The organism is Limibacterium fermenti (genome assembly GCF_041902845.1).
Taxonomy (GTDB): domain Bacteria; phylum Bacteroidota; class Bacteroidia; order Bacteroidales; family Dysgonomonadaceae; genus Limibacterium; species Limibacterium fermenti.
This window is the reverse complement of record NZ_CP159486.1, coordinates 913,752-940,525: the sequence shown is the minus strand read 5'-3', so window position 1 is coordinate 940,525 and position 26,774 is coordinate 913,752. Positions and strand designations below refer to the sequence as shown.

22 protein-coding genes are annotated in these 26,774 nt (G+C 49.0%); 4 read left to right on the top strand and 18 right to left on the bottom strand.

The window, feature by feature from the left end; genetic code table 11:
* Positions 1–515: 515 nt before the first annotated feature.
* The 3 genes from ABNK31_RS04230 to ABNK31_RS04220 all read right to left on the bottom strand — a co-directional run bounded on the left by ABNK31_RS04230 (position 516) and on the right by ABNK31_RS04220 (position 8,760).
* On the bottom strand, positions 516–2,804 hold the full coding sequence (locus ABNK31_RS04230; RefSeq protein ID WP_418894480.1) for a BamA/TamA family outer membrane protein: 2,289 nt from the start codon (positions 2,802–2,804) through the stop codon (positions 516–518).
* Between the two features lie 21 nt (positions 2,805–2,825).
* On the bottom strand, positions 2,826–7,277 hold the full coding sequence (locus tag ABNK31_RS04225) for a hypothetical protein (protein ID WP_418894479.1): 4,452 nt from the start codon (positions 7,275–7,277) through the stop codon (positions 2,826–2,828).
* A gap of 256 nt (positions 7,278–7,533) precedes the next feature.
* Entirely contained in the window at positions 7,534–8,760 is a 1,227-nt protein-coding gene (locus ABNK31_RS04220; protein ID WP_418894478.1) for an S-adenosylmethionine:tRNA ribosyltransferase-isomerase, read from the bottom strand.
* A gap of 154 nt (positions 8,761–8,914) precedes the next feature.
* Here ABNK31_RS04220 and ABNK31_RS04215 point away from each other — a divergent pair, with 154 nt between their 5' ends.
* The 3 genes from ABNK31_RS04215 (at position 8,915) to ABNK31_RS04205 (ending at position 11,266) form a co-directional block, all read left to right on the top strand.
* A complete protein-coding gene (locus ABNK31_RS04215) occupies positions 8,915–9,985 on the top strand; it encodes a DUF2027 domain-containing protein (RefSeq protein WP_418894477.1) in 1,071 nt (356 codons plus the stop codon).
* A gap of 207 nt (positions 9,986–10,192) precedes the next feature.
* Positions 10,193–10,780: an LEA type 2 family protein gene (locus tag ABNK31_RS04210; protein ID WP_418894476.1), complete on the top strand. Its 588-nt coding sequence runs from the start codon at positions 10,193–10,195 to the stop codon at positions 10,778–10,780.
* Positions 10,781–10,786: 6 nt separating this feature from the next.
* Positions 10,787–11,266, top strand: a complete 480-nt coding sequence (locus tag ABNK31_RS04205) for an arginine repressor (RefSeq protein WP_418894475.1) — start codon at positions 10,787–10,789, stop codon at positions 11,264–11,266.
* 466 nt (positions 11,267–11,732) lie between these two features.
* On the opposite strand, the gene ABNK31_RS04200 is transcribed toward ABNK31_RS04205, so the two are convergent.
* The 5 genes from ABNK31_RS04200 to ABNK31_RS04180 form a co-directional block, all read right to left on the bottom strand.
* Entirely contained in the window at positions 11,733–12,296 is a 564-nt protein-coding gene (locus ABNK31_RS04200; protein ID WP_418894474.1) for a DUF2179 domain-containing protein, read from the bottom strand.
* Between the two features lie 78 nt (positions 12,297–12,374).
* A complete protein-coding gene (locus ABNK31_RS04195; RefSeq protein ID WP_418894473.1) occupies positions 12,375–13,403 on the bottom strand; it encodes a threonine aldolase family protein in 1,029 nt (342 codons plus the stop codon).
* A gap of 135 nt (positions 13,404–13,538) precedes the next feature.
* Positions 13,539–17,228 carry a methionine synthase gene (gene metH / locus ABNK31_RS04190; RefSeq protein WP_418894472.1) on the bottom strand — a complete coding sequence of 1,230 codons (3,690 nt, stop codon included), beginning with the start codon at positions 17,226–17,228 and terminating at the stop codon, positions 13,539–13,541.
* A 230-nt stretch (positions 17,229–17,458) separates the two neighbouring features.
* Positions 17,459–18,572 (bottom strand): peptide chain release factor 2 gene (gene prfB / locus ABNK31_RS04185; RefSeq protein ID WP_418894471.1). Its coding sequence is split into 2 segments (ribosomal slippage): positions 17,459–18,508 and positions 18,510–18,572, totalling 1,113 coding nucleotides; the frame shifts between segments, so codons are not numbered across the junction.
* Positions 18,573–18,966: 394 nt separating this feature from the next.
* On the bottom strand, positions 18,967–19,965 hold the full coding sequence (locus ABNK31_RS04180) for a C40 family peptidase (protein ID WP_418894470.1): 999 nt from the start codon (positions 19,963–19,965) through the stop codon (positions 18,967–18,969).
* A 191-nt stretch (positions 19,966–20,156) separates the two neighbouring features.
* Between ABNK31_RS04180 and ABNK31_RS04175 the strand changes: the two genes are divergently transcribed.
* Positions 20,157–20,762: an HAD family hydrolase gene (locus tag ABNK31_RS04175; protein ID WP_418894469.1), complete on the top strand. Its 606-nt coding sequence runs from the start codon at positions 20,157–20,159 to the stop codon at positions 20,760–20,762.
* Positions 20,763–20,808: 46 nt separating this feature from the next.
* Here ABNK31_RS04175 and ABNK31_RS04170 read toward each other — a convergent pair whose 3' ends face one another.
* The 10 genes from ABNK31_RS04170 to ABNK31_RS04125 all read right to left on the bottom strand — a co-directional run bounded on the left by ABNK31_RS04170 (position 20,809) and on the right by ABNK31_RS04125 (position 26,724).
* Positions 20,809–21,180, bottom strand: a complete 372-nt coding sequence (locus tag ABNK31_RS04170) for a hypothetical protein (RefSeq protein ID WP_418894468.1) — start codon at positions 21,178–21,180, stop codon at positions 20,809–20,811.
* Positions 21,181–21,237: 57 nt separating this feature from the next.
* Positions 21,238–21,822, bottom strand: a complete 585-nt coding sequence (locus tag ABNK31_RS04165) for a sugar O-acetyltransferase (RefSeq protein ID WP_418894467.1) — start codon at positions 21,820–21,822, stop codon at positions 21,238–21,240.
* A 137-nt stretch (positions 21,823–21,959) separates the two neighbouring features.
* Positions 21,960–22,736, bottom strand: coding sequence for a hypothetical protein (locus tag ABNK31_RS04160; RefSeq protein ID WP_418894466.1), 777 nt, complete (start codon positions 22,734–22,736; stop codon positions 21,960–21,962).
* Positions 22,737–22,772: 36 nt separating this feature from the next.
* Positions 22,773–23,561, bottom strand: a complete 789-nt coding sequence (locus ABNK31_RS04155) for a hypothetical protein (RefSeq protein ID WP_418894465.1) — start codon at positions 23,559–23,561, stop codon at positions 22,773–22,775.
* Between the two features lie 105 nt (positions 23,562–23,666).
* The gene (locus ABNK31_RS04150; RefSeq protein ID WP_418894464.1) at positions 23,667–23,846 is read right to left on the bottom strand and encodes a nucleotidyltransferase domain-containing protein; all 180 of its coding nucleotides are present in this window, start codon (positions 23,844–23,846) and stop codon (positions 23,667–23,669) included.
* Positions 23,847–23,878: 32 nt separating this feature from the next.
* On the bottom strand, positions 23,879–24,439 hold the full coding sequence (locus tag ABNK31_RS04145) for a hypothetical protein (RefSeq protein ID WP_418894463.1): 561 nt from the start codon (positions 24,437–24,439) through the stop codon (positions 23,879–23,881).
* Positions 24,440–24,666: 227 nt separating this feature from the next.
* The gene (locus tag ABNK31_RS04140; protein ID WP_418894462.1) at positions 24,667–24,885 is read right to left on the bottom strand and encodes a hypothetical protein; all 219 of its coding nucleotides are present in this window, start codon (positions 24,883–24,885) and stop codon (positions 24,667–24,669) included.
* Positions 24,882–25,361, bottom strand: coding sequence for a DUF3990 domain-containing protein (locus ABNK31_RS04135; RefSeq protein WP_418894461.1), 480 nt, complete (start codon positions 25,359–25,361; stop codon positions 24,882–24,884). Before ABNK31_RS04135 ends, ABNK31_RS04140 begins: the two co-directional genes overlap by 4 nt.
* A complete protein-coding gene (locus tag ABNK31_RS04130; protein ID WP_418894460.1) occupies positions 25,358–25,582 on the bottom strand; it encodes a DUF3791 domain-containing protein in 225 nt (74 codons plus the stop codon). The genes ABNK31_RS04135 and ABNK31_RS04130 overlap by 4 nt, the downstream gene beginning before the upstream one ends.
* A gap of 128 nt (positions 25,583–25,710) precedes the next feature.
* Entirely contained in the window at positions 25,711–26,724 is a 1,014-nt protein-coding gene (locus tag ABNK31_RS04125; protein WP_418894459.1) for an N-acetylmuramoyl-L-alanine amidase family protein, read from the bottom strand.
* Positions 26,725–26,774: the final 50 nt, after the last annotated feature.

Below are 26,774 nucleotides of genomic sequence, written 5' to 3'. Positions count from 1 at the left end.
CGCCGTCGGCAATCGATCCACTAATTCCGTATTTATTTTTACTGTACTCATACCCTATAATGATTTAAAATTTCCTGCGCTTTTGCTATTTCTTTGCGATACTGTTTGCTGTCTTTTTTTAGAAAAGAATGTAATAAAATCACTCTTGTACAATGTACGATACTCATTGTGTCCAACGGATACTCGCATTTCGTATAAATCCGCCGAATCCAATTTCTTCACAAATTTTTCATTGACAACATACTGAGAAATAATAATCTGTTCAAGTTTCGCAAGTGTGTTTGTAATCGTTGCAACTCAAACGGAGCCCTTTAGATGTTTTGTGGGGACCCGGCGTTCGCAATGAGCGTAAAAAGAGGAGCTGTTTGAGCGAAGCGAGTTCTACTCTTTTAGCGAACAAGAACGATACCGGGTCACAAAACATCGGGAGGCGAAGGTGAGGTGCAACGATATGGCTTGCGAAACTTGAATAATCTATTTATTACATTTATACAAATTCCGATTGATTAATTCCTTTAGAAAGGATATCCGATAGCGAAGTGGAAGGCAAAATCGCGCCTCATTTTAGGTTTAAAGATTGTCCATCGTTGGTTTTCGGGCATAGCGGGATTATGCGCTTTCATACCGAAATCGAAACGCAACAGCAGGAAGTTCAGGTCGAGCCGGACACCGGCACCATAGGCAATCGCCAACTGTTTATAAAATTCAGAGAACTGAAAATAACCTCCCGGCTGACCGGAATAGTCTTTAATGGTCCAGATATTTCCGGCATCGATAAAGCCGGCCAATTCGAACATTTTGGTGAGCTTCCTCCGGTACTCGACGCTCATATCGAGGCGGATATCCCCCGTACGGTTCGCAAAGTCGTATCGTAACGTATCGCTACCATATATTCCCGGCCCCAACGTACGCGTGCTCCACCCCCTGACACTATTGGCGCCGCCGCCGTAATAGCGTTTTTCAAAAGGCAATACCACCGAGTTCCCATACGGATAAGCCACCCCGACGGCAATATGCGCCGCCAACGTACTGTTTTCATTCAGTCGATATACGGGCGCAAAATCGATATCCCCCTTTACATATTCGGCATAGCGGGTTCCGAGAATTTTCTTATAGCCCTCATCATTGGTTTTACTTTTGTTGAGAGAAGTCACAATTCTCGGTATCCAGCCCGCCACTTCGCCCCCGACACGCAGACGGAAAGGAATGAGGGGAGTATGCCGGAAAGAAGCATTCGTATAACTAATGCTATACGCGGTTCTGACAATAAGCTGTTCCTCGTAACTATACCGAAGGATAGGATTGGCGTCGTCGTTCAGATACAAATCCCTAAACCTTTGGGAAGTTCTGGGCATCCGTATATAAGTGATGTCCACCGGATTGACCTCATGGGTCACCTGCCAGTTCAAGGCAGACCATTGCAGTCGGGTAGATAAATTGAAGAACTGGCGCAAATATTCCGGCCTGTTCTGGAAATTGGCTCCGATAGAAAACTCGGTCGAAGCGGAAGGACGATCCTTCAGGCGCTTCATCAACCAGGGGAGCAATAACTGGGGAATCGACAAAAAAGCTTCCGCGCCATACTCGTAAAAACTATGATCGAGGAGGTCGGTACTATCGGTAGCCGAGATAAACTCATACGCACCATTGAGGCGCAAGCGAAGCCGTTCGCCCCCTTTAAACAAATTCCGATGTTCATACGTGAGGTTTGTCGCCACCCCCAAGTCACCCGCCGAATGGGTTCCGTCGACACCGAACTGCATGTAGTGCAAATTGCCGGGCACCAGCAAAATATTCGCATCTAAAAAGTTAGAGTCATTTCTCACCACTGGGGTGAAATTGATGCTCGTTTGATTCACCGAACCCAATTGGCTCAACGACGAATAGGTTCTTTCGACGAGCCGATCGGAATAGAGCCGTCCCGGACGAACAAAATTATTATAATAGATAGCCTGAGGCAATAAGAACTTCTCTTTTTCGGAGACCACCCTCATTCCTCGATACTCAATGGTATCCAAGGCATGATGCCGGGAGGAATCCTGCAATATAACAGGATCTATACCATTAATAACCGTGACGTTACCAATGGTATACCGCTTGTGCAGGGTACTATCGGTCGGATTATTCATTCCGAGGGTCAAATCGACCTCCCGGTTGCCGAGCGTCGTATCGGCTAAATAGTAGAAATTCTCCTGATTAAAATTGTAATAGCCGCGATTGCGCAATTCATCAGCCAGTTTGACACGTCCCTCTTCCAACACTTCGAGATCGAAAATATCTTTTTCCTTCATCACTTGCAGCCTGCGCGACTCGGACAAGATGGAATAGATGGTGGTATCGGCCGACTGAATCGTATCGCGGAAGTTCCGCACGTGATAAGCGTCGTTTCCCGTAATCTGATAACTGACCAGCGCTTTCTTTTCTTTTTTCACCAAAGACGTATCGACCCTCGCCCTCAAATACCCTTTATTGTGAAGATACTGGCGCATTTGTTCCGCCGATACCTCGGTTAACTGCGAACTATACAAAACGGGCGGCTCGCCGAATTTATGCAACTGCCGGTTTAACCAAGTAGAATCATTATCGGGAATACTATATATATGCAGCCGCACCTTTCCCAACACCGGCAGGGAACTATTGGGCTTCTGCCTCAAATACGGTTTGAGTTGCGAGTTGCCGATACTTTTCACGTCGGAATTGATATTTACTTTATCGAGCAGATAACTTCCTTCCGGCACGTATTTCGTGGTTTCGCAAGCGATACATCCTAAAAAGAAAGCCAGGTAAACTATATATTTCTTCATTTCACAGTCGTCAAACATTATTTATTCATTCTCCTTCCGGCGAAAATCAAACCGGAACAGATTCCTAAAGGTGTGTCCCTGTTTGGTCACCACCACCCCTACGCCCTGTGTAAAGGGTGAACGGCGATAGAAACGTTGGTTGGCACGGTTATAAGCGCGCAACATCAACCAGTTATTGATATCGTATTCGGCCTCGAACTCACCCATGAATGCCTGGTCGGTATTCAACGTGCTTTGGTCGCCATAGCTCAAGTTGGTCGTAATGCGGAGGCGGTCGTCAAACAAACGGGTGGACACATCGACGCCCATACGCACGTTATCGAACGTACCGTCCTGCGACTCGAAATTGGTGCTCACCGTCCAGTTATTTTTCAAAGCCCTTGCAAACAAGGCATCCAATCCTTTCGTCAGGCCTGTTGCCGCCAGCGAAGTAAACATGTTTGTACCGAGATTCGTATTCTGGGTATCTCCACCCGAAGAAAAAAAGCTACCCGTGGCGACCAACGAGGCGAACTGCCTTATCTTCGCCTCTTCCGTGCTGATCAAACTATTCACTTTTTGCTGCATGTCATTCGTCGCATCCGGTAATTCTATGCCGTACTGCAGATCCATCCGTTGCAGATCGCCCCTGATTTCGAGCAGCGCATTCACGGGAACTCGGGTATTGGAGAGCTCGGCTGTAAAACTCGTATTGAGCGTGGCCAAATCGGTCGTCACCTGATGATATGCAATAATATTGAAGCGCGTGTTCATCGGGTCGCCGATCATGGTGAGGGTACTTCCCTTGCGGATATTGAAATCGATCGCCCGCAAGTTTTGCAGAAGATTATAATGAATCTTCCCTTCTTCGATGACGTAATCGCCATGGATTTGCATAGGCGACACGGCTTTCGAATTATACGAAATGGTCATTTCTCCGGTACCGTTCACATCGAGGGCGTCGCCCGTGGTGGGATTGATAAAAACTTTGGTCCGCAACAGGGGCGTAAGGTTGACGATTGCCCGCATGTTTATGGGCATGCTGTTGGCGGAGCTTGTTCTTTTGGCGTTGGATTTCCCCTCCTCTCTTTTCCGGAGGAAGGACAACGAGTCTTCTTTTTCGGTCGGGGTGTTGATGTATATCACGCCGCTGTATTGCTCGGCCGTGGCGGCCGACTGCGGGATGACGACGGTCACATCCGAGCGGGAGGAAGAAGAGACAAACGCATCGCCGAATATCCCGGCCTGCGATCCCGACACCTTGATGTTTCCCGACAAGCGCAACGTACCATAGGCCATCAGGTCGGTGCGGCGCGAATTGTTCAACAAGAGGAAATCGTTCATTTCAAACCCGACATTATAGACCATGCGCCCGAAATTGCTATGCGATAACGATACGCTCAACGTAGCCGTATGGTTGTCCTCATCGTAAATGACCAGGTTGTTCAATCCGATATTGCTTTTATCCACATGGATGGTATCGGAAATACGGTAGGTGACATCGGTATAAGCCACCTTCATCATTCCGCCGTCAATACCCAGCCAACCTTTCACCTCCGGCTCGGAAACACTGCCGGTCACGGATATATCGGAATTGATATTTCCCGACAAATCGCTGAAGATAGTTGTTGTCAGAGGTTTGAAGGTCGTTAAGGCAAAATCGCGGATGTTTAATTTTACGTTCATCGGTTGGCGGATGGTGTCGCCGGTCGGGATAAAGCCTTTCACCTCAAGGGGACGGACGCCCGTCTTATTGTCCAGATAGGCATCCAGCCCGAGTCCCGAATGGAGGTTGTCCCACCGGGCATCGACATGAAAGGTGCCCACAGGCTCGTTATACACTTTAATGTCGTCGATGCGCAATTGTTCGGTGCGTATTCTGGGATCGCCCAAGGCTTGGGAGATGAAGATATCACCGTTGATGGCTCCCTCGATATTGCTTACGTTGAAGGCGGCCAGGAGGTTCGACAGCTCGGTATTATTAAAATATACGCGGATACTGTCGGAGGGAGTTTTAGAAGCAATCCCCTCAATGCCGAGAATCAACATATCGCGCTCCCTCATTCCAAAGTTACGGATGTCGATATGGTCTTTGCGGTAATCAATGGTCGCATCGCTGAAGGAAATGGTTTTGTTATTGAAGAGTACGTCGGAAGAGTAAAAGCGGATGGCCGCCATCAACTGCTCTTCCGCATCCCGATCGAGTTGCAGCCCAATCTGAAGTTGACCGTTGGCCTGCGCGACACTGTTCTGCACGTCGAAAAACAAACGGTTCATGAGCGAGTCAGAGGCCACGTCGGTATTGAGGCGGGCGTTGATATAACCGTCGTCCTGCACCAGATAGGTATTGGCTTCGATAGCGATACCTTTCGCCGGGCCGCTCTGAAGGGTTACTTTCGTTTCGCGTATATCGTTATTTCCGAACATCAGCCGGGGAACATGCGCGTTCATCACCACCGATTGCCCCGAAACCATATCCACACTTCCCTGTATGGTCGCCGGCTCCACGTTATAAAACGGCAAGGAAAGCGCATAAGATAAATCCTCCGTATTTTTCAGGTTGACGGTAAACCGGAAGTTATTCAGGCCTTCCAGCGGTTCGGCCTCTTCGGGCTGGGGAATGAGGGAAGGCAGATGCGGATGCAACGCCGCCATCAACTCGCGTCCCGCCGTAGAGAAGAAATAATCGCCCGATAGTTCGGCTTCGAGAAACGACGAATAAAGCTGGAGTTTCTTTCCCTCTCCTTCATCGGCCAGCGCCTGTAAATAAACCGGCCCGGGATTGTAAATAAAAGAAGCCGCCGATAAAGACGTGCTGTCGATGACGACGGTACCCACCATATTATCGATGGAGCCTCCCGATAACTGTCCGTCGATACGCGTGGTGAGCGAAGGGTTCTCCCATTTCTCGATGGTCACGAACGGATTCAGGTCGAGTTTGTCGATGACGCCTTTTACCAGAATCGCCTGATCGCCCCCCATGGTCATATCCGCGGAAATGTCGAGCTTGTTGCGTTCGGTATCGGTATGAATATGAGCGGCAATCTTATCGGGGGAATAACTGCCGTCGAAAAACAAATCGGTATACTGATAGCCCTTGTATAAAGCGGAAACGATACTCCCGTCAGCCGAAGCGGACAATTGTTTACGGCTATCGGAAGCCACCCGGATGTGGGTAGCCAGAGTGACATCGTCCACGCCGAGTTCTTCCCCCATAATGTTCGCCATTTGTATATTATCGGCATTCACAGGCCCTTCGAACGAAAACGATTTGAAATCCTTCCCAAGCATCCCTTGTCCCGATAACGATACATTGCCTTGCGAAGTGCGAAGAGCGCCGTCGTAGGCAAAACGGCTCATCTTTCCCTGCGCTTTCAACCGCAACGAGATATTCCCCAAGGCGAATAATTGTTCGGGCAAAGGTTTCGGCGAGCCGACCGCGGCGAAAGCCTCCATATCGTCGGGCGAAACGGTTGCCTCTTGTATGTTCAGATTGATTTTACTGTCGTTATAGTTGGAATAATCGGAAAGCATGCCTTCCATCCGTATTTTCGTACCGGAACCGTAGGAGGCCGTCAGCTTTTGCAGTTCAACTTGCGGCAATTGCCCTTTCACATCGATGTCGAATGACAGCGGCTTGCCGAGATGCCCGAAGCCGTCGGCAAAGAGAGCGACATTCCGCACATCGATATGATCGCTTTTCGCCCTCACCACAAAGGCTTTCGAAGACAAGTGATACGAGGCCTCCTTCACTTCGAGTTCCGAATCATTAAACGACACAAGAATCTTATCGCCTGAAAACAGCGAGTCCTTTCCCCTCACATCCGCCTGGAAACGGGTGAGTTGTATTCCCGAATGTTCGGTAAACTCCAACTTCTTTATCTGCGCGCGCATATCTTCCACGCGGAGGAAGTCGGCGGATGCGCGCAATTGCAATCCTTTCACATCGATATGCGCGGCATTGAATTTCCCCGGAGTTTCCGGCTCCGAAAGGATATGATAACGTAACGAACCATTCTTCAACAACAAATCTTCGACGACGATATGCCAAGGCGCCTTTTCCTTTTTTTGCTGCGTGGTGTCTTTATCCTTTCCGGCGAAAGCGTCGATGAGAAACTGAAAATTGAACGGCGCCTCGGGCGTTTCACGATAAACGCTTCCGGTGAAGTTCTCCAACGCAACTTTCCGGACCGATACCCGGTTGTCGAGCAAATCCCACGGATGGATACGGGTGGACAGCGTACCGGCATAGAAAAGCGTATCCTGCTGCTTGTCTTCGAGATAAACGCCCTTCAACTCGACGGTATTAAATAGTTTGATGCGGATGCCGTCAATCGATGCCTCCGTACCGATCATGGGCTTGAGCTTTTTCAATGCGAAATCGGCGGCGTACTTCTGAACGGAAGGAATACTGAATGTAAGGAAAAGAATTACATTCAATAGTATGATAGTTACTATAATAATAGCGAATATTTTAACGACTTTCTTAACCAATTGCTTTGTTGGTGTTATGTGGATTTATTTCAAACTGCAATAATACAAAAAAAACACGTAAAACGCTTTGTAATTGCACACTTTTTTAAATCTGTCGAAGGGTCCGGTCTACAGTCGCCGGTCAATCGGTCGCCGGTCGCCGGTCAATCGGTCGCCAGTCTACAGTCTCCAGTCTTCGGTCTCCAGTCTTCGGTCATCGGTCGCCGGTCAATCTTCCTTCAATCTCTCATCGATCTTCCTTCGATCTTCCTTCAATCTATTCCCTCCAGAGCAGCGAACTATCGCCGTAACTAAGAAAGCGGAAACCGTTATCGAGGGCATACCGGTAAATCTGTCGCCAGTCATCTCCCACAAAAGCCGATATCAAAAGCAGAAGGGTGCTCTCCGGTTGATGGAAATTGGTCACCAGCGCATCGGCATACCGAAAGCGGTATCCCGGGGCGATAAGAATCTGCGTGGACGAAATCAATTGCTCCTCGCCGTGACGGTCCAGATAATCGAGAATGCTTTGCAAAGCAGTCTTCGGTGGAATCTCCTCGTCCGGTTCATACGGTTCCCATTGCGACACGGAGAGCTCGTGCGGCAGGGCGTCGGGACGGCGATATAATTTGGCGCCGATATAATACAGGCTCTCGACGGTGCGCAGCGATGTCGTTCCCACCACAATGGTTTTGCCGTTATGGGCAAGCAGCGAAGCGATGGCGTCGCGCGACACGGACAGGCACTCGGTGTGCATGCCGTGCCCTCCGATAGTGGGCGACTTTACCGGTTTGAACGTTCCGGCCCCGACATGCAACGTCACTTCGACCGTCGACAAACCCTTTTGCCGTAGTTTCTCCATCACTCCCGCCGTGAAATGCAATCCGGCTGTAGGCGCGGCGACCGAACCCTCGACGTGCGAGTACACCGTTTGGTAGGTTTCGTCGTCTTTTTCTTCCGACGCCCGGTTAAGATACGGCGGAATGGGCAGTTTCCCGGCAAACTCCAACACTTCCGAAAACGTAAACGAAGGATCGTTCCACGAAAACTCCACGGCGACTCCCGACGGGAAGGTTCCTTTCCGCCGGGCTACGAGTGTAAGCGAGCCCGCAGGCGATGCCACCTCCATTTGCAAGGATTCGTCTTTCCAGCGCTTCGCATTGCCGATCATGCACGACCACGCGCACCGCTCCCGTTGCTGAAAATTCACATTGTACTCTTCGGGCACCAAAGGGGACAGACAAAACACTTCCACCACGGCCCCCGTCGGTTTGCGAAAGAGCAAGCGCGCATGAATGACCCGGGTATTATTGAAAACAAGTAGGCTTTCCGGCGGAAGAAAAGCCGGTAAATCGCGAAAAACAGCGGTGGTGATCGTCCTGCCGGAATAAACTAATAATTTCGACGCATCGCGCGGCTCGACGGGATATTTGGCGATGCGCCCGTCGGGCAGATCGTAGTGGAAATCACCGATGCGAAGTTGTTCTATCTCTTCTTTTTTCATTTTTTTGGCTATCGTACGCCTTCTTTTTTCGGAATATTATATGAATAATCCGACAAAAATAGTCAACTTTGCAACACGGAACAAAAATAAGCAACGACGCAAAACCTTTTTATCTTATGAATTCGTTGCATACACAAAACAAAGCATAGAGCAAATGAATAAATTACAAACAGGCGACACGGTACGCTTCCTGAATTCGGTGGGAGGAGGAAAAGTAAAAGGCTTCCTCAACAAACAAGTGGTCATCGTTGAAGATGAAAACGGATTCGATGTCCCCGTACTAGCCTCGGAATGTGTGGTTGTCGCTTCCGAAGGAAATAAAAAACTCAGCGAAACCGAAACGGAAAACGAGCAGGCCGGGCAGAAGAAATCCTCGCCCGACTTGCCCCGGATAACCCCCGAAGACGATGAGCCCGCCGAAACGGTGGAAGGTGAAAAAATAACGGCCTGCCTGGCTTACCTTCCGACCGACGTAAAGACCCTCTCCAACACGTCGTATGAATGCTATTTCGTTAACGACAGCAATTATTACCTGTTCTTCACCTATCTCAGCCGCGAAAACAGCGCCTGGAAATGCCGCTATCAGGGTTCGGTGGAGCCCAACACCAAGATTTTCATGGAGGAGTTCGACAAAACGCAACTCAACGAGATCGAAAAGATTTGTGTACAGTTCATCGCTTTTAAACATCATAAACCGTTCGGTATCAAACAGCCCTATTCGGTGGAACTGGCTGTCGACACGGTGAAATTCTACAAGCTGCACAGTTTCCGGGAGAACGATTACTTCGATGAAGATGCGTTGGTGTATTATATCGCCCGCAACGATGTCCCCGAGCATCAACTGCTTGTCTCGGCCACCGACGTGCAGCGCGCCATCATCGAAAAAGAGCGCCCCGCTCCCGCCCGCCCGCGCAGGCAGCGCATCGAAAAGAAAGAGCAACAAGCGCCGTTGGTAGTCGATTTGCATATCGATCAACTGCTCGACACGACGGCGGGCATGACAAACGCCGACATGCTGGAATACCAACTGCAAAAGTTCCACGAGGCGATGGAAGCGCATGCGGCGGAGAAAAACGCCAAGATCGTGTTCATTCACGGAAAAGGCAACGGCGTATTAAAGAATGCGATATTAAAGGAATTACAAAACAAATACAAGAAATGCTACCATCAGGACGCATCGTTTCAGGAATACGGCTACGGGGCGACGATGGTGACCATCAAGTAAACACATTAGTAACAGACTAAACTTTCGCAGGTAATTTTGAAAGGTATCGGTTAAGGATCACCCGTCAACGGTCAAAAGACGGCAGACAATACAAAGTAAACCGGAGACCGGAGACTGAAGACCGGAGACCGGAGACTAAAGACCGGAGACTATAGCCTCCAAACGACCGGACAAAATGGCTTGCAGCCCGTAAATAACGAACAAAAGATGAAAAAAATAATCGTTTTTATTTTCGCTGCTCTTGTATTCAACAGTTGCGATGTATTAAATCAAATCGGAGGCGCCTATAACCTCTCTCAATGCGAATATAGCTACCGTTCGCTGAGCGATATCCAACTCGCCGGAATCAACCTGGGCAATGCCTCCAGCATCTCGCTGTCGAGCCTGGCGTCTATTTCGACCATATTGGCGGGGGGAAACCTTCAAGCCATCCCTTTTAACATGACGCTTAATATCGATGTGAAAAACCCCAACCAAAAAGCTGCGTTCCTCAATGCTCTCGATTACAGCATCGCGATTAACGAACTGGATTTTGCGCAAGGGAAAATCGATATCCCGTTCGACTTGGCTCCGAACGAAACCAAGACGCTTCCCATATCGGTAGGGGTCGACCTGAAAACCTTAATGAACCGTTATTCGCAGGAGCGGGTGGCGAAAGAGATGGGCGCTTTTCTGGGCATCATTTCCGATGAAACCAAGGTCACGGTGAAGCTTTGGCCCAAAGTGCTGGTCGGCGAAACGCCTATTAAGGTTCCGGCTCCCATCCCGTTGGAATTCACTTTCGGGGGTAAATAACCGTTTATGGCCAAGAACGATAAAAAAGAACGGCAGGAAGCGATCGCGCAAATACTCTCGCGGTCGGCTATAGACAGTCAGGACGAATTGTTGCATCATCTTTCACTCCTGGGCTTCGAGCCCACACAGGCCACGCTCTCGCGCGACTTTCGCGAAATGAAGGTGGCTAAAACGCCCGACGCCGCGGGAAACTACGTGTACCGTTTGCCTTCGATGCAACTGCCCCCTTCGCCGAGGGATAAACACGGCATGGTGATGCCATTCTTGCGGCAGGGAACATTGAATATCGAGTTCTCGGGACAAGTCGCCGTCATCAAAACACCTCCCGGATACGCCCGGGGGATTGCCTGCGATATCGAATCAAACAACATTCCGGGCATCATGGGCGCCATCCCCGCCGACAATACGCTGATGCTTTTGCTGCGCCCCACGGCCGACAAAGAGATCATCCTCCAATCCCTCAAAATTTTGTTTGTCCGTTCCTAAATATCATAGCCGATAGTGACCGCGGAACCGTTATGCAGCCGGTAAAAACCGGGCAATGACCGTCGAAACCGATTCAATGACCGTTCAGAGTGATTCAATGATTGCTGAGACTGCCTCAATGGCAGTTTTGGGTGTTTCGATGGTAGTTGAGCATGCTTCATTGTCAGTTTCGGATGACGTAATGGCAGCTTTGTATGCTTCAATGGCAGCTTCAGGTGCCTCAATGGCAGCTTTACATGCTTCATTGTCAGTTTTAGGTCGTGCAGCGATATCTTTAAGCGATGCAGCGGCATCTTTAGATGCTTCATTGACATCTCCAAGCCGTTCAATGATATCTTCAGGCGCTTCAGCGGCCTATTCCGGCCGTTCAATGAATAGCGACAACCGCACACCGGCCGATTTAGAAGGAGCGCCCGCCCAACAACGTTCTGCAAAGGCATCCGTCAATGGCAAATGGGTCGACCGTTCATTTTCCCGGACGCCAACGGGAGAAAATGCTGGGGCGTTTATAAAAGATCCCGTTCTGCTTGGTGCGCACATCTTCAATCACATAAAACAAGTTAGGGTCGAATTGGGTAAGCTTTTGGGCAATGCCTTTCATCTCCTTGCGTTCGATGACGGTTTCGATAATGTCGACCTTATCCACGGAGCCGGTTCCATGCACCAAAGTAGCTCCATGTCCGCACTCCTTCAGCAGCCGGATCACGTCCAAACCGTTCTTGTTGGTATAGATACGGCACAATACGATACCGAAAGCAATGCGTTGTTCGATGAGGATGCCGATAAAGTTGCCGGTGGCATACCCCGCCGCATACGACAGATAAGCGGTCATGTCGTTGGCTCGCGAGAGAATCTGGGAGATGACAACGACCCAAATGAACACTTCGAAGAATCCGATCAGCGGAGCCTTGTAACGTTCACCTTTCGAAACGAAGATAATACGCAGCGTCCCCAATGTCACATCGATAATCCTACCGAAGAAAATCATCAGGGGCAATAAATAAGGGGATTGGTCTAAAAAATCGAACATGAAAAATAATTTGCTAATTTGCTAATGTGCTAATGTGCTAATGTGCTAATTTGCTAATGTGCTAATTTGCTAATTGAATTATGGAATCGCCAATTTCCTCAGACAGCCGATAAAGGCGTCGATGTCTTCGTCGCTGGTGTCCCATGAACAGACCAGGCGCATCTCGCCGATGGAGTCGTCCCATTCGTAAAAGAAATAACGTTCGCGAAGGGCGTCCACGATTTCCCTTGGGATAATAAAAAACACGGCGTTCGCCTCTACAGGCCGCGTCACGCGCACACCGTCTATCGTAGCCATCGCGGATGCCAGGCGGCGCGCGGCGGCGTTCGAACGGCGGGCGTTTTCGAGCCAGAGGCCTTCCTCGATGTACGGAATGAATTGCGCCGACAGGTACCGCATCTTCGAGAACAACTGCGTCGCTTGCTTGCGGTAATACTTCAAATTCTCGGCAAACTCCGGCCGGAGAGGCACGACCGCCTCGCCCATCATCAACCCGTTCTTCGTGCCGCCGAATGTAAACAGGTCTACGCCGCAATCCACCGTCATTTCTTTCAACGAACACCCTACGGCGGCACAGGCGTTGGCGATACGCGTTCCGTCCATAAACAAATACATCTCGTGGCGGTGCGCCAATGCGGCTAAAGCCGACACCTCTTCGGGCGTATATACCGTTCCCAGTTCGGTCGATTGCGAAATGGCGATGACCTTCGGCTGCGAGTGATGTTCGAAGCCGAAACCGTGAATGAAAGGCGTTACGAGTTCGGGCGTCAACTTCCCGTCGTCCGCTGGGATTTCTTTTATCGAAGCGCCCGTCAGTTTCACCGGGGCGCCGCATTCGTCTACCGCAATGTGGGCGGTGTCGGCGCATAAAATACTGTGGAAAGGAAGCGTGCAGGCTTCGAGAGCAACGACATTCGCGCCCGTGCCGTTGAAAACGAACAGCGGGTGGAATGCATGGCCTTGCAGAAGCTCTTCCAGAGCCTCTTGAGCCTGACGGGTATAAGGGTCGTCGCCATAAGCGAGCACATGGTCGGCATTTGCGTCGAAAAGGGCTTGCATGATGCGCGGATGCACGCCCGAATGATTATCACTACCAAAACTTCTCATATTCTATTTATCGAATCGGTTGCAAAGATACAAAAGAAAACAATTCGCTAATTCCCTAATTCCCTAATTCCCTAATTCGCTAATTCGCTAATTTGCTAATTTGCTAATTTGCTAATTCGCTAATTTGCTAATTATTTATGGCAGGTTGGCGAGTAAGAACTTGCGGATATCTTGCACCGGGACACCCCGCCGCAAGGCATAATCTTCCATCTGCGCTTCCGATATGGGCCCGATGGCGAAGTATTTCGACAAAGGATGTCCGAAAAAGAATCCGCTTACCGAAGCGTTGGGGAACATCACGCCGTTTTCGGTGAGCGAAATGCCGATCTCCTTTGAGTCGATGAGGTCATGCAGCAGGAAATTGGCCGATTGATCGGGAATGGACGGATATCCTACCGCCGGACGGATGCCTTGATATTTCACGGAAAGCATTTCCGCGATGGTCAGGTTTTCGTCCGCCGCATATCCCCAATATTCGCGCCGCATGCGGGCATGCAGCCATTCGGTAGCGGCTTCGGCAAGGCGGTCGAGCAGCGATTTGACCAGCAAAGAGGCATATTCGTCGCCTTCGTCTTCGTACATCTTCAGCAGCGGGTCGGCTCCGGCTCCCCCGGTAACGGCAAACGCCCCGATATAGTCTGTTTTGCCGGACGAAGCGGGGGCGATGAAATCGCTCAGGCACACGTATTCGTTTTTATCGGTTCTTTTTTGCTGGCGAAGCATCGGGAATGCCTTCCCGTCGATAAACACCGTATCGTTTTCGCTATACGCTTCGTAGATTCCGTAAACCGCACGGATGTAGCCGGCGTTGCTTTTCGCCAACTTGCCCAGAAACTCACGGGCATCGTCGTAGAGTTTGGCGGCTTCGCGCGCTTTAGCCCGTTCCTCGTCGCGAAACGAGGCATACCATTGGGCGCGGCAATGTTCGCAATCGTGAATGGTGCTGAGGCTGGCAAACTTGGCCGAAATCTTCCAGCTATGGAAGAAGAATTTCCAGTCGATATAGGGAATAATCTCCTTCACATCGATATGCGGCAACACCTGCCGTCCGGTTGTGAGCGGCGGAGCCGGCGTAAAGCGCTCCCAATCGATACGGAACGGATTGCGCCGCGCTTCTTCCAACGACACCAAATCGATTTTCTTCTCCAAGGCGCTTTCCCGCAGCACGCGGTATTCTTCGCGCACCGAGGCGCAATAGCCCACCGACGTTTCGGGATTGAGCAGTTTCGCCACAGCGGCGGGGCTTTGCGAAGCATCCTTCACATACACCACCGAGCCGTTGTCGTACTTCGGATCGATTTTCAGCGCCGTATGCAATTTCGAGGTGGTGGCGCCGCCGATAAGCAGCGGAATATGGAATCCGGCTTTTTCCATCTCGTTGGCCACGATGCTCATCTCTTCGAGCGAAGGCGTTATAAGTCCGCTGAGGCCCACAATGTCAGGCTTTTCGCGCCGCACCGCCTCGATAATCTTTTCGGGCGGAACCATCACGCCTAAGTCCACAATTTCATAGTTGTTGCACGCGAGGACAATCGATACGATATTCTTGCCGATATCGTGCACATCTCCTTTCACGGTAGCCAGTATAATTTTGCCGGCTTTGCGCACATCGGGCGACGACGCTTTCTCGGCCTCGAGGGTCGGTTGCAGGACGGCCACCGCCTTTTTCATCGTACGGGCGGCCTTTACCACCTGCGGCAGGAACATCTTCCCCGAGCCGAAGAGGTCGCCCACACGGTTCATGCCCGACATCAACGGCTTGTCGATAATATCCACTGCGCGCGGATAGGTGGCCAGCGCCTCCGTGATATCTTCCTCCATAAAATCGCCGATGCCTTTCACCAGCGCATAACTCAACCGTTCGTCCAACGGCAGGCTGCGCCATTCCTGCACTTTTTCGTGCTCGGGCTCGAGATTCTTCTCGTTCTTCACGCGCTCGGCGTATTCCATCATGCGTTCGGCGGCATCGTCGCGGCGGTCGAGCACCACATCCTCCGCCAGCTCTTTCACATCGGCGGGAATATCTTCATAAATCACCGATTGGGCGGGATTGACGATTCCCATGTCCATTCCGGCGCGGATAGCGTGGTAGAGAAACACCGAATGCATCACCTCGCGGATATAATCGTTTCCCCGGAACGAAAACGACAAGTTGCTCACCCCGCCGCTCACCTTCGCGCCCGGAAGGTTCGCCTTAATCCATACGACCGCTTCGATAAAATCGACGGCATAATGGCGGTGCTCGTCCATACCGGTGGCGATGGCGAGAATGTTGGGGTCGAAGATGATGTCCTGCGGATCGAAACCGTTGCCGGTCAGCAGGCGATAGGCGCGGCTGCATATTTCAAGGCGCCGCTCGTAACTCGCCGCCTGCCCCGTTTCGTCGAAAGCCATCACGATGACGGCCGCCCCGTAGCGCTGCACCAGTTCGGCATGACGGAGAAATTCAGCCTCTCCGTTCTTCAGGGAAATCGAATTGACGATGCTCTTGCCCTGCGTGCATTTCAATCCGGCTTCGAGCACCTCCCATTTCGAAGAGTCGATCATCACCGGAACGCGCGCCACATCGGGATCGGACGCAAGCAGGTTCAGGAAGTTGGTCATTTCTCGGGCGCCGTCGAGCAGTCCTTCATCCATATTCACATCGATGACCTGCGCGCCGTCGTCCACCTGTTTGCGGGCAATTTCGAGGGCTTTTTCGTAATTCTTTTCGCGGATAAGGCGCAGGAAGCGGCGCGAGCCGGCCACGTTGCACCGTTCGCCGATATTCAGGAAATTGAGTTCGGGCGTCACCTTCAGTTCTTCCAGCCCGGCTAAGCGAAGGTAAGGCGCCGGAGCCGGCGGGACATGGGGCTTTTTGCCCGGCACCAACTCGGCGTAGCGGGCGATGTGGTCGGGCGTGGTGCCGCAGCATCCCCCGATGATATTCACCAATCCTTCGTCGATGAACTCTTTAATTTGAGGCGCCATCACGTCGGGCGTCTCGTCGTATTCGCCCAACTGGTTCGGCAGTCCGGCATTGGGATAAGCGCTTACGAAGAATGGCGAAATACGCCCCAACTCCTTTACATAAGGCTTCATATCCGATGCGCCGAACGAGCAGTTCAGCCCGATGGCTAACGGCTTGGCGTGGCTCACCGATGCAACAAACGCTTCCAGCGTCTGCCCCGACAGCGTGCGGCCGGCTTTATCCGACAATGTCACCGACAGGATGATAGGCGTTTCTTTTCCCGTTTCGGCGGCCACTTCCTCGGCGGCGAAGATCGCCGCTTTGGCGTTGAGCGTATCGAAAATGGTTTCGATGAGCAGGAAATCCACGCCGCCCTCCACCAATGCTTCGATCTGCTCTTTATACGCCACCTTAAAATCGTCGAACACGGCGGCCCGGTACATGGGGTTTTCGACATCGGGACTCATCGAGGCGGTCTTGTTCGTCGGCCCGATCGAGCCGGCTACAAACCGCGGCTTGTCGGGCGTGCGGGCGGTAAAGTCGTCCGCCGCACGGCGCGCCAATCGAGCCGAAGCGAGATTGATTTCCCGCACCAGATGTCCCATTTGGTAATCCTGCATGGAAATGGTCGTAGAATTGAACGTGTTGGTTTCGATAATGTCGGCGCCCGCCTCGAGGTATTCGCGATGAATGGCATCGATGACATCAGGGCGCGTGAGCGAAAGCAAGTCGTTATTGCCTTTCTGCAACGTTTCCACATTTTTAAAGCGTTCGCCGCGATACGCCTCTTCCTGAAGCTTGTATCGTTGTATCATCGTACCCATCGCCCCGTCGAGGATGAGGATACGTTGGCGCAGTATACCGAATATATCCATGAATGATTCCCTATTCAATCTTTAAATAATCTGTCTCCAGTCTCCGGTCTCCAGTCTCCGGTCTCCAGTCTCCGGTCTCCAGTCTTCAGTCGCCGGTCGCCGGTCGTCAGTCCCGGTCTCCGGGTCTCCTCGTCACCTTGTCTCCCTGTCTCTCTGTCCCTTTGTCTCCCTGTCTACCTGTCTACCTGTCTCCCTGTCTCCCTGTCTCCCCGTCTCCCTGTCTCCCCGTCTCAATTCTCCCCTCCGAATTCCATCAGGTAAGCCTTGATAAAGTCGTCAATATCGCCGTTCATGACTCCCGTCACGTCCGACGTTTGATAATTGGTGCGGTGATCCTTTACGCGGCGGTCATCGAAAACATAACTGCGGATCTGCGACCCCCACTCGATCTTCTTCTTTCCCGCCTCGACCTGCGCCTGCGCCACACGACGCTTTTCGAGTTCGATATCATACAATTGCGAGCGCAGCAAACGCATAGCGTTCTCCCGGTTGCCCATCTGTGAGCGGCTCTCGGTATTTTCTATCACGATCTCCTGCTCCTCGCCCGTATCGGGATCCTTATACATATAATGCAGCCGCACGCCGGTTTCCACCTTATTGACGTTCTGTCCGCCCGCACCCGATGACCGGAATGTATCCCAACTCAAATTGGCCGGATTGATCTCGATCTCGATGGTATCGTCGACCAGAGGCACCACGAACACCGATGCGAAAGAGGTCATGCGTTTGCCTTGGGCGTTGTACGGCGACACGCGCACCAGGCGATGCACACCGTTCTCGCTTTTCAGGAAACCGTATGCCATGTCGCCTTCCACTTGCAACGTAGCGGTCTTGATGCCGGCATCGTCGCCATCCTGCCAGTTCGTAATGGTGGTCTTGTACCCTTTGCTTTCGCACCAACGCTGATACATGCGGAAAAGCATCGACGCCCAATCCTGGCTTTCGGTTCCACCCGCGCCGGCATTCACTTTCAGCACCGCTCCCAATTGATCTTCCTCGCGGCGAAGCATATTTTTCATCTCCAGGTCTTCGATCAACCGCACCGCACGGGCGTATGCTTGATCGACTTCCTCTTCGGAAACGATTCCTTCTTTGACAAAATCGAACGCCAATTGCAATTCCTCGGCTGCCGATTTCACTTCGTTATACGACTTGATCCAGCCCTTCAGTTCGCGGACGACCTTCATTTGTGCCTCCGCCGTCTTGGCATCATTCCAAAATTCGGGCGATTGCGTTCTTAATTCTTCTTCTTCCAATTGGATAGTCTTTGCATCGATGTCAAAGATATCCCCTCAGCGCATGCTCGCGCTCCAACACATCTTTAAGTTGGTCTGTCGTTATCATAAGTTATAAAATTTAGAATCTGTTTAAATTTCTTTCGCCTTCAAAAAGTTTCTTTTTTGTATTCTTCTTCCTCTTATTTGGCTCAAACAGCCCGCTATTATCGCCAAAACAAGAAAGAACACTGCTAAAAAATAATTCTTTTTGAATCGCGAAGAATCGTTTAATTAAAGCCTTTCGCAAGAAATTTAAACAGTTTCTCAGTTTTTTTTTGTGAGAGTGTGTTTCCTCCGAAAAGAGGATTACACAGAGAAGCGCGGAAGGCGTCACAGAGTTGTTTTCTCTGCGTTCTCTGTGAAACCTCCGCGTAACTCTGTGTAAATATCAACGCTGAATTTTCGGAGCGCACTCAAGAGCGCAAAAGTAAGGAAAAAACGCCAATCGGGCAAATAACGTTTTATTGTGCGATGCGCAGTGTTTGTCCGGCTTGCAAGACCGCGCCCAGTTGCGGGTTCCACATTCGCAACTGGTCTATGGTACATCGATAGTGTCGCGAAATAGAGTAAAGAGTCTCGCCCATTTTCACCTCATGCGACAAAAAAGCGCCGGGCTCATGATCCGGAATCGATTGTTCGGCAGGCTTCGGGAGAGTCGAATCATCTCGAATGACCGCTTGTTTGACGATCGCGACAATCGTATCGGGAGGGGTTTCAATCGGCTTTTTACGGTGGGCGGCCTGTTCGTTTTTAAGGGGATCCGTTTGTACCAGGATAACCGGCTCGGAAGCATCGGCGGAGCGTGGCGCATCTGAAACGGGAGAAACGGCCGCAACGGCATGTTGATCGGCCGCAGCAGGTGTAAATACAGTCATCTTTTTCGGATCGTCCATCGGTTTTCTTTCCTTGGCCGACGGCGCGGACGAGGGTTCCTTATCCTTCTCTTTCCGTTCATACGCCGCGAGGGTCCGGTCGTCCAATATCCTTCCTCCCCGCAAATACCGGGAAGCATAATAAGCTTCTTCCGACGAGGAGACAATGACTCCGTATTGGGTGGAGGCATGGATGAATTTGAACTCGCCGTTGCCTCTTGTTTCCGTAACGATGCCGACATGCCCCACATTTCCGTTGTGCCGGCGGCCTTCGAAGAAAACCAAATCGCCCTTGGTCAGATCTTTTTTACGACGGATAGAAGGTACTTGCCGGTCTTGTCCGGAAGAACTCGGACTGAGTGTATATCCGAATTTCCGGAAAACATAAGAAGTGAAGCCGGAACAGTCGAATGAATTGGGTCCTTTACCCGCATACCGGTAAGGTTTACCGATATACTTCTTACCGTAATCGATAATTTCATTCTGTAAACCGAATGATCCCTTCTTGGCGGTGGCCGCCTTCTTGCTCGTTCCGCAAGAAGCGAAAGCTACTACCGTAAAGATAAGTATGGCGATTTTTTTATACACAATATTACTTTAACTATCGGGATTTGAACGAATCGTTGACTTTTTGATGTGGTAAAAGTAATGAATTTGGATGAACGGACGATCTCTTTCGCCTGATTTTAACAATAAATAAAGATTTATTAAAGATATCTTGCACAAAAACGAACGATGTTGAAAGCAAATCATGTATTTTTGGGCATAAAAAACAGATCATGCAGGAATTAAAAAACATTATCTTCGATTTCGGAGGTGTTCTCATCGATTGGAACCCGCTTTACTTATATCATAATGTGTTTAAAAGCAAGGAGGAGATGGAATATTTTCTTCGGGAAATCTGTTCTCCGGAGTGGAACATTCAACAGGATGCCGGCCGCCCGTTAGCCGAAGCGACGGCTCTGTTACAAGCGGAACATCCGGAATACCGCGAGCAGATTACCCTGTTTTACGACCGGTGGGAAAAAATGCTGGGAGGCGAAATAGAGGAAAACGTCCGCTTAGTGAAGCCGTTGAGTGAGAAATATCCCGTATACGGCCTCACGAACTGGTCGAGTGAAATGATTCCGGTTGCGTTTAAACGATATGACTTTTTTCGGTATCTGAAAGGGATCGTGGTGTCGGGAGAGGAAAAAGTCGCCAAACCCGATCCCCGGCTTTATCAAGTGCTTTTAGACCGGTACAATCTGAATGCAAGCGAGTCGCTTTTTATCGACGACAATGCCCGCAACATCGAGACGGCCCGGCAAATGGGCTTCCAAACGATTCATTTCACCGAAAGGGTCAATCTCGAAAAGGTATTGAAGGAAATGAACGTGTTGTAAAAGCAACCGGTTAAGATATCTCTTCCCCGGTTGCTCATGAACGATGTCATTTTACTTCCGGACGGCTGAATTCTATCGGTAATTTGCCCATAGACGTATCGGCCGTACCTTTTATCCGGCCTTTCTCCTTCCAGATCACGACATGGACACTCTCACCGACATCCACGGTCGTCGTCAGTTTGCCATCGACTTCTTTCAATTCCTGATCCTTCAAATTCAAAGCCGAACTCTTGACGTCGGCAAAGGATTTTCCTTCGACTTGCTTTACCGTCACCTGATAATCCTGATAACCATAAGGCGCTCCTACAACTCTCACCGTCCAAACTCCTTGAACGGACTTCGTTAAATCATTCGCATTTAGTGTGATGCAAACACCCAATAACAATAATACCATGAATAAAAATCTTGTTTCTTTCATTTTGAATCTATTTAATTAAACCGTTAAGTATTCTCTGATTATCACCCGGCAAAATCTTCATTGAGAAATGTCCGGAGTGTTCTTCTGTTCGATTTGTCTTATCACTTTACAAGGATTTCCGAAGGCAACGACATTCGCCGGAATATCTTTCGTAACGACACTCCCCGCGCCTATAACCGAATGATCACCGATATTCACTCCGGGGAGAACGACCACATTTCCTCCCAACCAGACATTGTTGCCGATGGAAATCGGGCGGGCGTATTCAAGGCCTTCGTTCCTTTGAGCGGCATCGAGCGGATGGACTGCCGTATAAAAGCTACAATTAGGACCGATAAAAATGTTATCGCCTAAGGTTACTTTTGCTTCATCCAATATCACAAGGTTGTGATTGACAAAAATAGTATTTCCGAATTCGATGTTATAGCCATAATCACACCAAAAAGGAGGTTCTATGGAGATATTTTCTTTGGAATTCGGGACGAGTTGTTTTAGTAATTCCTTTCTCCGCTTTATATCCGAACTTTTTGTTTGGTTATACTCGAGACAACGATCTTTGCAAACCGCTCTTTCTCTTAATAATTCTTCGTCATAGTTTGCGTTATACAAAAGCCCTTGCAAACATTTTTCTTTTTCAGTCATTATCCGGTCGATTTATAAAATTCAAGACTTTCTTATGAACGGATTTTTTGATAAGATTGTTTCGCGCTCGAAGGATTTATTCTTCGTAATATTCATACTTCCGTACAGAACTCATTGCGGAACTACGTAAAGATAATTCACTTGTTTGCAGGAGACATGTACTTCTCATTTTGTTCGTGTTGCATTTGTATGGCGAAATGATAAAAATCCAAGCCGGAATCCTCGTCGAGACAACCTTTTTCGAGATAATAACACAAATCGTCGCAATCCTCGCGATAACATTCAAAAGCAGCTCCGACGGCTATTCCATAACGGTTCCATCCTTCGGCATCCAACTCGTCGAGCGAAGCCTTGAAATATTTGAACAGGGTGGGTTGGACGACTTCTATAAAAGCTGATTTCAAGCCGTTAAGATACTCGCAGGCCTCTATTTCTTCCTGATTATCTTCTTCCACCCATTGCGTCAACACCTCATCGGGGATATCCTTCAAAAAACGGAAATCTTCCTTCGTTTTAAGTTTCGGCACACGCGGGCGGGCGTAAAACGTCACATATCTCTCGTATTTTTCCGGAGGATTATACGGTTGTCCTTCGGAAATATGTTGGAGTTCCCGGAAGATATCCGAAGCGATCGAATTGGCAGCCATATCGGCAATATCTATGATATACCGTGTCAACCCAGGCTTTCCGGGCACATCGAGTTCGGGATATTGCTTTAGGGTATGTTCGATAAGAGCCTCCCGCAACTCGCTTCTTGCGGGGTCGATAATCTCGATAAAAGGGCTTAGCAGTTCGAAACTCGAATCCAGCAGTTCCTGAATTTTTTCGGGAAAAGCATCCCGTATTTCGCCGTACTCGTATTTGTTCCGGCGGAATCGCTCTCTATCAAACCGGGCATTGTCTATTGTTTTCATCTTTTTGCTTCTGTTTTTATCGAATAATTTGCCGGCTTATTTTTTACCCCCGGAAAGTTTATAAGCCTCCCTTTGCTCTTTATCTGTTTTGAGGGCGAAACGATGAAAGTCCAAGCCGGGATGTACGTCGAGCAATCCGTCTTCGAGATAACCGGCCAAATCGCGGCAGTCGTCGGAATAAAGTTCGAAAGCATTTCCGACGACGATGCCGTAGCGGTTCCATCCGTCAACGTCCAACTCATCGAGCCCTTCTTTGAAATGCTTGAACAGGATGGGTTGCACGGTTTCGATAAATGCCGATTTCCGGCCGTTGACTTCGTTACAGTAAGCTATTTCATCGTCATTATCCTCTTTGACCCACTGTTGTATCATCTCTTCGGTTATTTTACCCGATTTCGAGACTCTGTAGTTATCGCCGTTTTCCAATTTCGGGATGCGCGGACGACAGAAAAACGCGACATGATCTGCAAATTTTTCCGGCATGTAATACGGTTTTCCTTCGCGGATATTCTTGAGTTCTTCGTAGAGATCGGCCGCGAGGAAATCAGCGGCCATCAACGCGATCTCATCGATGCATTCGTCGAGATAAGGTTTCCCGGCAACATCGAGTTGGGGATATTGCCTCTTCGTATGTTCAATGAGCGCATCCTGTAGGTCATACTTTGCAGGCTGGATAATTTCGACTCGGGCATGGAAAAAATCCATGATCCAGTCCCCTTTTTCTTTTAAATCATCGGGAAAATACTTCCGCAATTTGTAGTACATGTACCGCATATCGAGATATTCGTCCCGGTCTATCTTGCCTTTATCCGGAGTTTTTGCCATCTTCGTATCGTATTTAAAAAAATGACGGAGGTTATTCGTTTCATCTTTCCTGAGCGATATTCCCCCGAGAGATATCTTGTTTTAATCTTCTGAGAGCAGCTATCCTTATCCATCCGCTGAAAGGCCTGATGAAGAACCAATAAACAGAAAACCGACGATGAAATCAATATCGCTTTCAGGATGAAGCCCTTCGTTCAGGACGGATCCGAAAGCATATAAAGATTTCACTTTATGCTTTTTACATAATACAACAATATCTGATAAATAGGTCTCTAATCGTTTCATCTTTTAGTATCATTTCAAGCAGCGGAATCTATTTAGCCGGTTATATATACCCGGACGGATCTTACGAGAGGATGATCCTTAAAGGTTTTATAGATGCAATACTTGAAGAAATAGAGAAAATCGGCTATTCCTTCCGTTATGATTTTTCCATATCCAATGTAAAAAAGAAAACAGTTAAAATCGATACGAATACTCGGATAAAAAGCTTTCGGAATAGTGATGTAATCATATCCGGCGAACCGATCATATTGAAAAGCAGCGTTGTTTTTCTCTTCTGCCAAATCCAACCATCTCGCAGACGGCATTTCACGGAGTTGCTTCAGAAGGGAGAGGTATTCCTTTTCATCTTTTCTTCTGTAAAGAATGGGGTACAATACCTCTAAAAACGGTATCAAACCCTTTTCGAGCGACTGTCCTTTTAAAGTGAACAAAAATTCTTCGTCCGCCTCCGCCTCATCATACAAGTTTAGATCAAATAGCAGTTCCCGTTCAATCCCTTGCCGCAGTTCTTCGTTTGAAATCTCTTGTTTGCGTATTTCATCAAGAGAAATACTCATCGTGTGCGCCAAACCCAATGCCAAATATTGTCCCATTTCTTTTTATTGTAATAAATGCCCAAATTTACTTCTTTTTTCCTGAAAATAACTCGTTTACACCAACTATATCGGTGCAAATTTTGTTAATTTATTGGCAGGAGTCTCGATTCCCCATCTGAATTCCGCATCAATAGCCGGAATGAAGATTTCTCTGCACTCATGGATATTCTTTTCCGGATACTGATGGATAATTTCCATGCCTAAGGTCGTTATTTTCCGCCTGACTAACCTGTTTTTCCGGTTTTAATTTCATGATGCAAAAAATCGTACACATAACCGGAACTTTGCAGATATAGCCCCGAACGCTCATCAAGCAACTTGGAATATGTGTCGGAATGGTAAAGCTTGTGAAAAGCTTCCGGCAAACTAAGCCGATAGTCTTCCATCAAATATTCAATCAAGTCTTTGGTGATTGCTTCTATCAAAAACTGTTTATCCGTCATATTCTTTTCAATGTTTGAATAGCCCGTTGCGTACCAAAAAAATATTGCAAGGTTATTCCTTTTATATATTTCAACCGTTTGAGTAAAATACTCATATCAATATAGTTTTCATTGTATAAGCGAATCTGCACCCCTACTTTATCATCGGCAATCGGGCCAATAACTATATCATAATCATGAACAAATTTTCTGTTGGTCCGGTTTCTGTTAGCCACGACAAATTCGGCCCATTCTTTCGTATATTCATCAAATCGCAAGACATGCAAACGGCCGGCAGTGAGATTTTTTTCGTCAAATTCATATACATTGAGGGTTTCTGTTCCGACTTCTGTTTGTATTACTTTCTGCGATGCCATTGCCCATGCCTGCTCTTCATTGTCGGAGAGATAAAATCCTTGTCCGAAATCTTTATGTGGTTTGGATTTAGACAAATCGATTGTATCGATCCGCATGTTCGATCCGTGATACAATTTCATGCCAAAGCCCCTCCTTGACGTTTACAGTAATCCGTCACATCATCCACGGCATCTTCTATCGAAAACTGGTGTTCGGCTTCGTAACTATTATCCAGAAATGCGATGCCTTTATAAAAATACAAATAACTGAATGCCTGCCGCGAAGAAAGGCCATACCGATCGGCAAATTCAGAAATACAGGCAATCATATATTCGATTTTATTTTTTACTTCCTTATCCATAATCCTTCGCTCTGTTTATCAACGACAAAGTTAGGATAAATCCAGATGTAAAACAAATTCACGCAGAATATACCGCGTCTCGTCTTCATCTCCACAAAAATCTTCTTCCGAAGCCCCTTTCGGAGCGATTACCACTTCGACTTTTCAAAATCTTCCACACACGCCTGCGACATCCAGTTGGCAAGCGCTTGCCGATTATTGTTCAACACAATCCGGCGGCGGTCGGACTCATTCTGAATGTTTCCTACTTCAATCAATAACGAAGGCACTTTCAAATTACGCAACGTATACAATCCCCGATATTCCACGAAACCGCCGAAACCGCGCCCCGGCTGATGCGTATCATACTTCATACGGAACAAATCGCGCATGCCCGTGGCCAGCGTTTGAGCATGCCGGTTGTCGGAATGATAAAAAAACACGTCGAGGCGTTTGCCCTGGTTACGGCTGTCGACATGCAGTTCGATGGTGCGGAAATAATCGAATTTGTTTTGATCGCGTTCATATAAGCCGTTCACCTTATTCACCCGTTGGCGCAGGCGATCGAGTTGATTTTTCGGGATAGGGTCGCCCATGCACGTCTCGTTATAACGGTTATTCAGATAACGATCGTCCCGGATACCATCGTCCGGATCTTGAATGATGACATACACGGTCGCCCCTTCCATCATCAGGTTACGGGCAAGGCGCAAGGCGATGTCATAGGCATATTCGTCTTCGTGCAACTCACGCCCGTCCACTCGCGCCACCGCTCCCGGATCGGGGCCTCCATGCCCGCCTATAATATAAAAGCAGGCATTCTTAAGCCGTTGGGACCGGACGGAGATATCCTGATAGGCTTTTCCGAATATCGATACGTCGACCGGTTGATAAACCGGCTCCAGCGGCGGATACACATCGCCGGGATGTAACAGCGGTATCAGATACACCGTTCCCAGTTCCAATCCGCCCCGGTCGTTGAACCGGCCGGTATTCAGGTCGGTGAATTCGCGCACATACGATGTATCGACCCTGTTCCAGCGGCGCAAAAACGAATAAACGCCATCGCCTTCAATAGGATAAGCCATATCCTGAGCCTGCATGTTACTCGAAAGGAGCACACAAAAAACAAACACGTAAAACCAATTTCGATCAAACTTCATAGAACACATACATTATTGTTAGCCGGCTACATGCCGTCTAACGGATCAAA

Coding starts and splice junctions, on each gene's coding strand:
- ABNK31_RS04150 (WP_418894464.1), bottom strand. CDS start 23,846: ATGAAACGATTAGAGACCTATTTATCAGATATTGTTGTATTATGTAAA.
- ABNK31_RS04220 (WP_418894478.1), bottom strand. CDS start 8,760: ATGAAAAAAGAAGAGATAGAACAACTTCGCATCGGTGATTTCCACTAC.
- ABNK31_RS04155 (WP_418894465.1), bottom strand. CDS start 23,561: ATGGCAAAAACTCCGGATAAAGGCAAGATAGACCGGGACGAATATCTC.
- ABNK31_RS04140 (WP_418894462.1), bottom strand. CDS start 24,885: ATGACGGATAAACAGTTTTTGATAGAAGCAATCACCAAAGACTTGATT.
- ABNK31_RS04130 (WP_418894460.1), bottom strand. CDS start 25,582: ATGGATAAGGAAGTAAAAAATAAAATCGAATATATGATTGCCTGTATT.
- ABNK31_RS04165 (WP_418894467.1), bottom strand. CDS start 21,822: ATGACTGAAAAAGAAAAATGTTTGCAAGGGCTTTTGTATAACGCAAAC.
- ABNK31_RS04195 (WP_418894473.1), bottom strand. CDS start 13,403: ATGAGAAGTTTTGGTAGTGATAATCATTCGGGCGTGCATCCGCGCATC.
- ABNK31_RS04200 (WP_418894474.1), bottom strand. CDS start 12,296: ATGTTCGATTTTTTAGACCAATCCCCTTATTTATTGCCCCTGATGATT.
- ABNK31_RS04230 (WP_418894480.1), bottom strand. CDS start 2,804: ATGAAGAAATATATAGTTTACCTGGCTTTCTTTTTAGGATGTATCGCT.
- ABNK31_RS04125 (WP_418894459.1), bottom strand. CDS start 26,724: ATGAAGTTTGATCGAAATTGGTTTTACGTGTTTGTTTTTTGTGTGCTC.
- ABNK31_RS04170 (WP_418894468.1), bottom strand. CDS start 21,180: ATGAAAGAAACAAGATTTTTATTCATGGTATTATTGTTATTGGGTGTT.
- ABNK31_RS04160 (WP_418894466.1), bottom strand. CDS start 22,736: ATGAAAACAATAGACAATGCCCGGTTTGATAGAGAGCGATTCCGCCGG.
- metH (WP_418894472.1), bottom strand. CDS start 17,228: ATGGATATATTCGGTATACTGCGCCAACGTATCCTCATCCTCGACGGG.
- ABNK31_RS04210 (WP_418894476.1), top strand. CDS start 10,193: ATGAAAAAAATAATCGTTTTTATTTTCGCTGCTCTTGTATTCAACAGT.
- ABNK31_RS04215 (WP_418894477.1), top strand. CDS start 8,915: ATGAATAAATTACAAACAGGCGACACGGTACGCTTCCTGAATTCGGTG.
- ABNK31_RS04175 (WP_418894469.1), top strand. CDS start 20,157: ATGCAGGAATTAAAAAACATTATCTTCGATTTCGGAGGTGTTCTCATC.
- ABNK31_RS04205 (WP_418894475.1), top strand. CDS start 10,787: ATGGCCAAGAACGATAAAAAAGAACGGCAGGAAGCGATCGCGCAAATA.
- ABNK31_RS04145 (WP_418894463.1), bottom strand. CDS start 24,439: ATGGGACAATATTTGGCATTGGGTTTGGCGCACACGATGAGTATTTCT.
- ABNK31_RS04135 (WP_418894461.1), bottom strand. CDS start 25,361: ATGAAATTGTATCACGGATCGAACATGCGGATCGATACAATCGATTTG.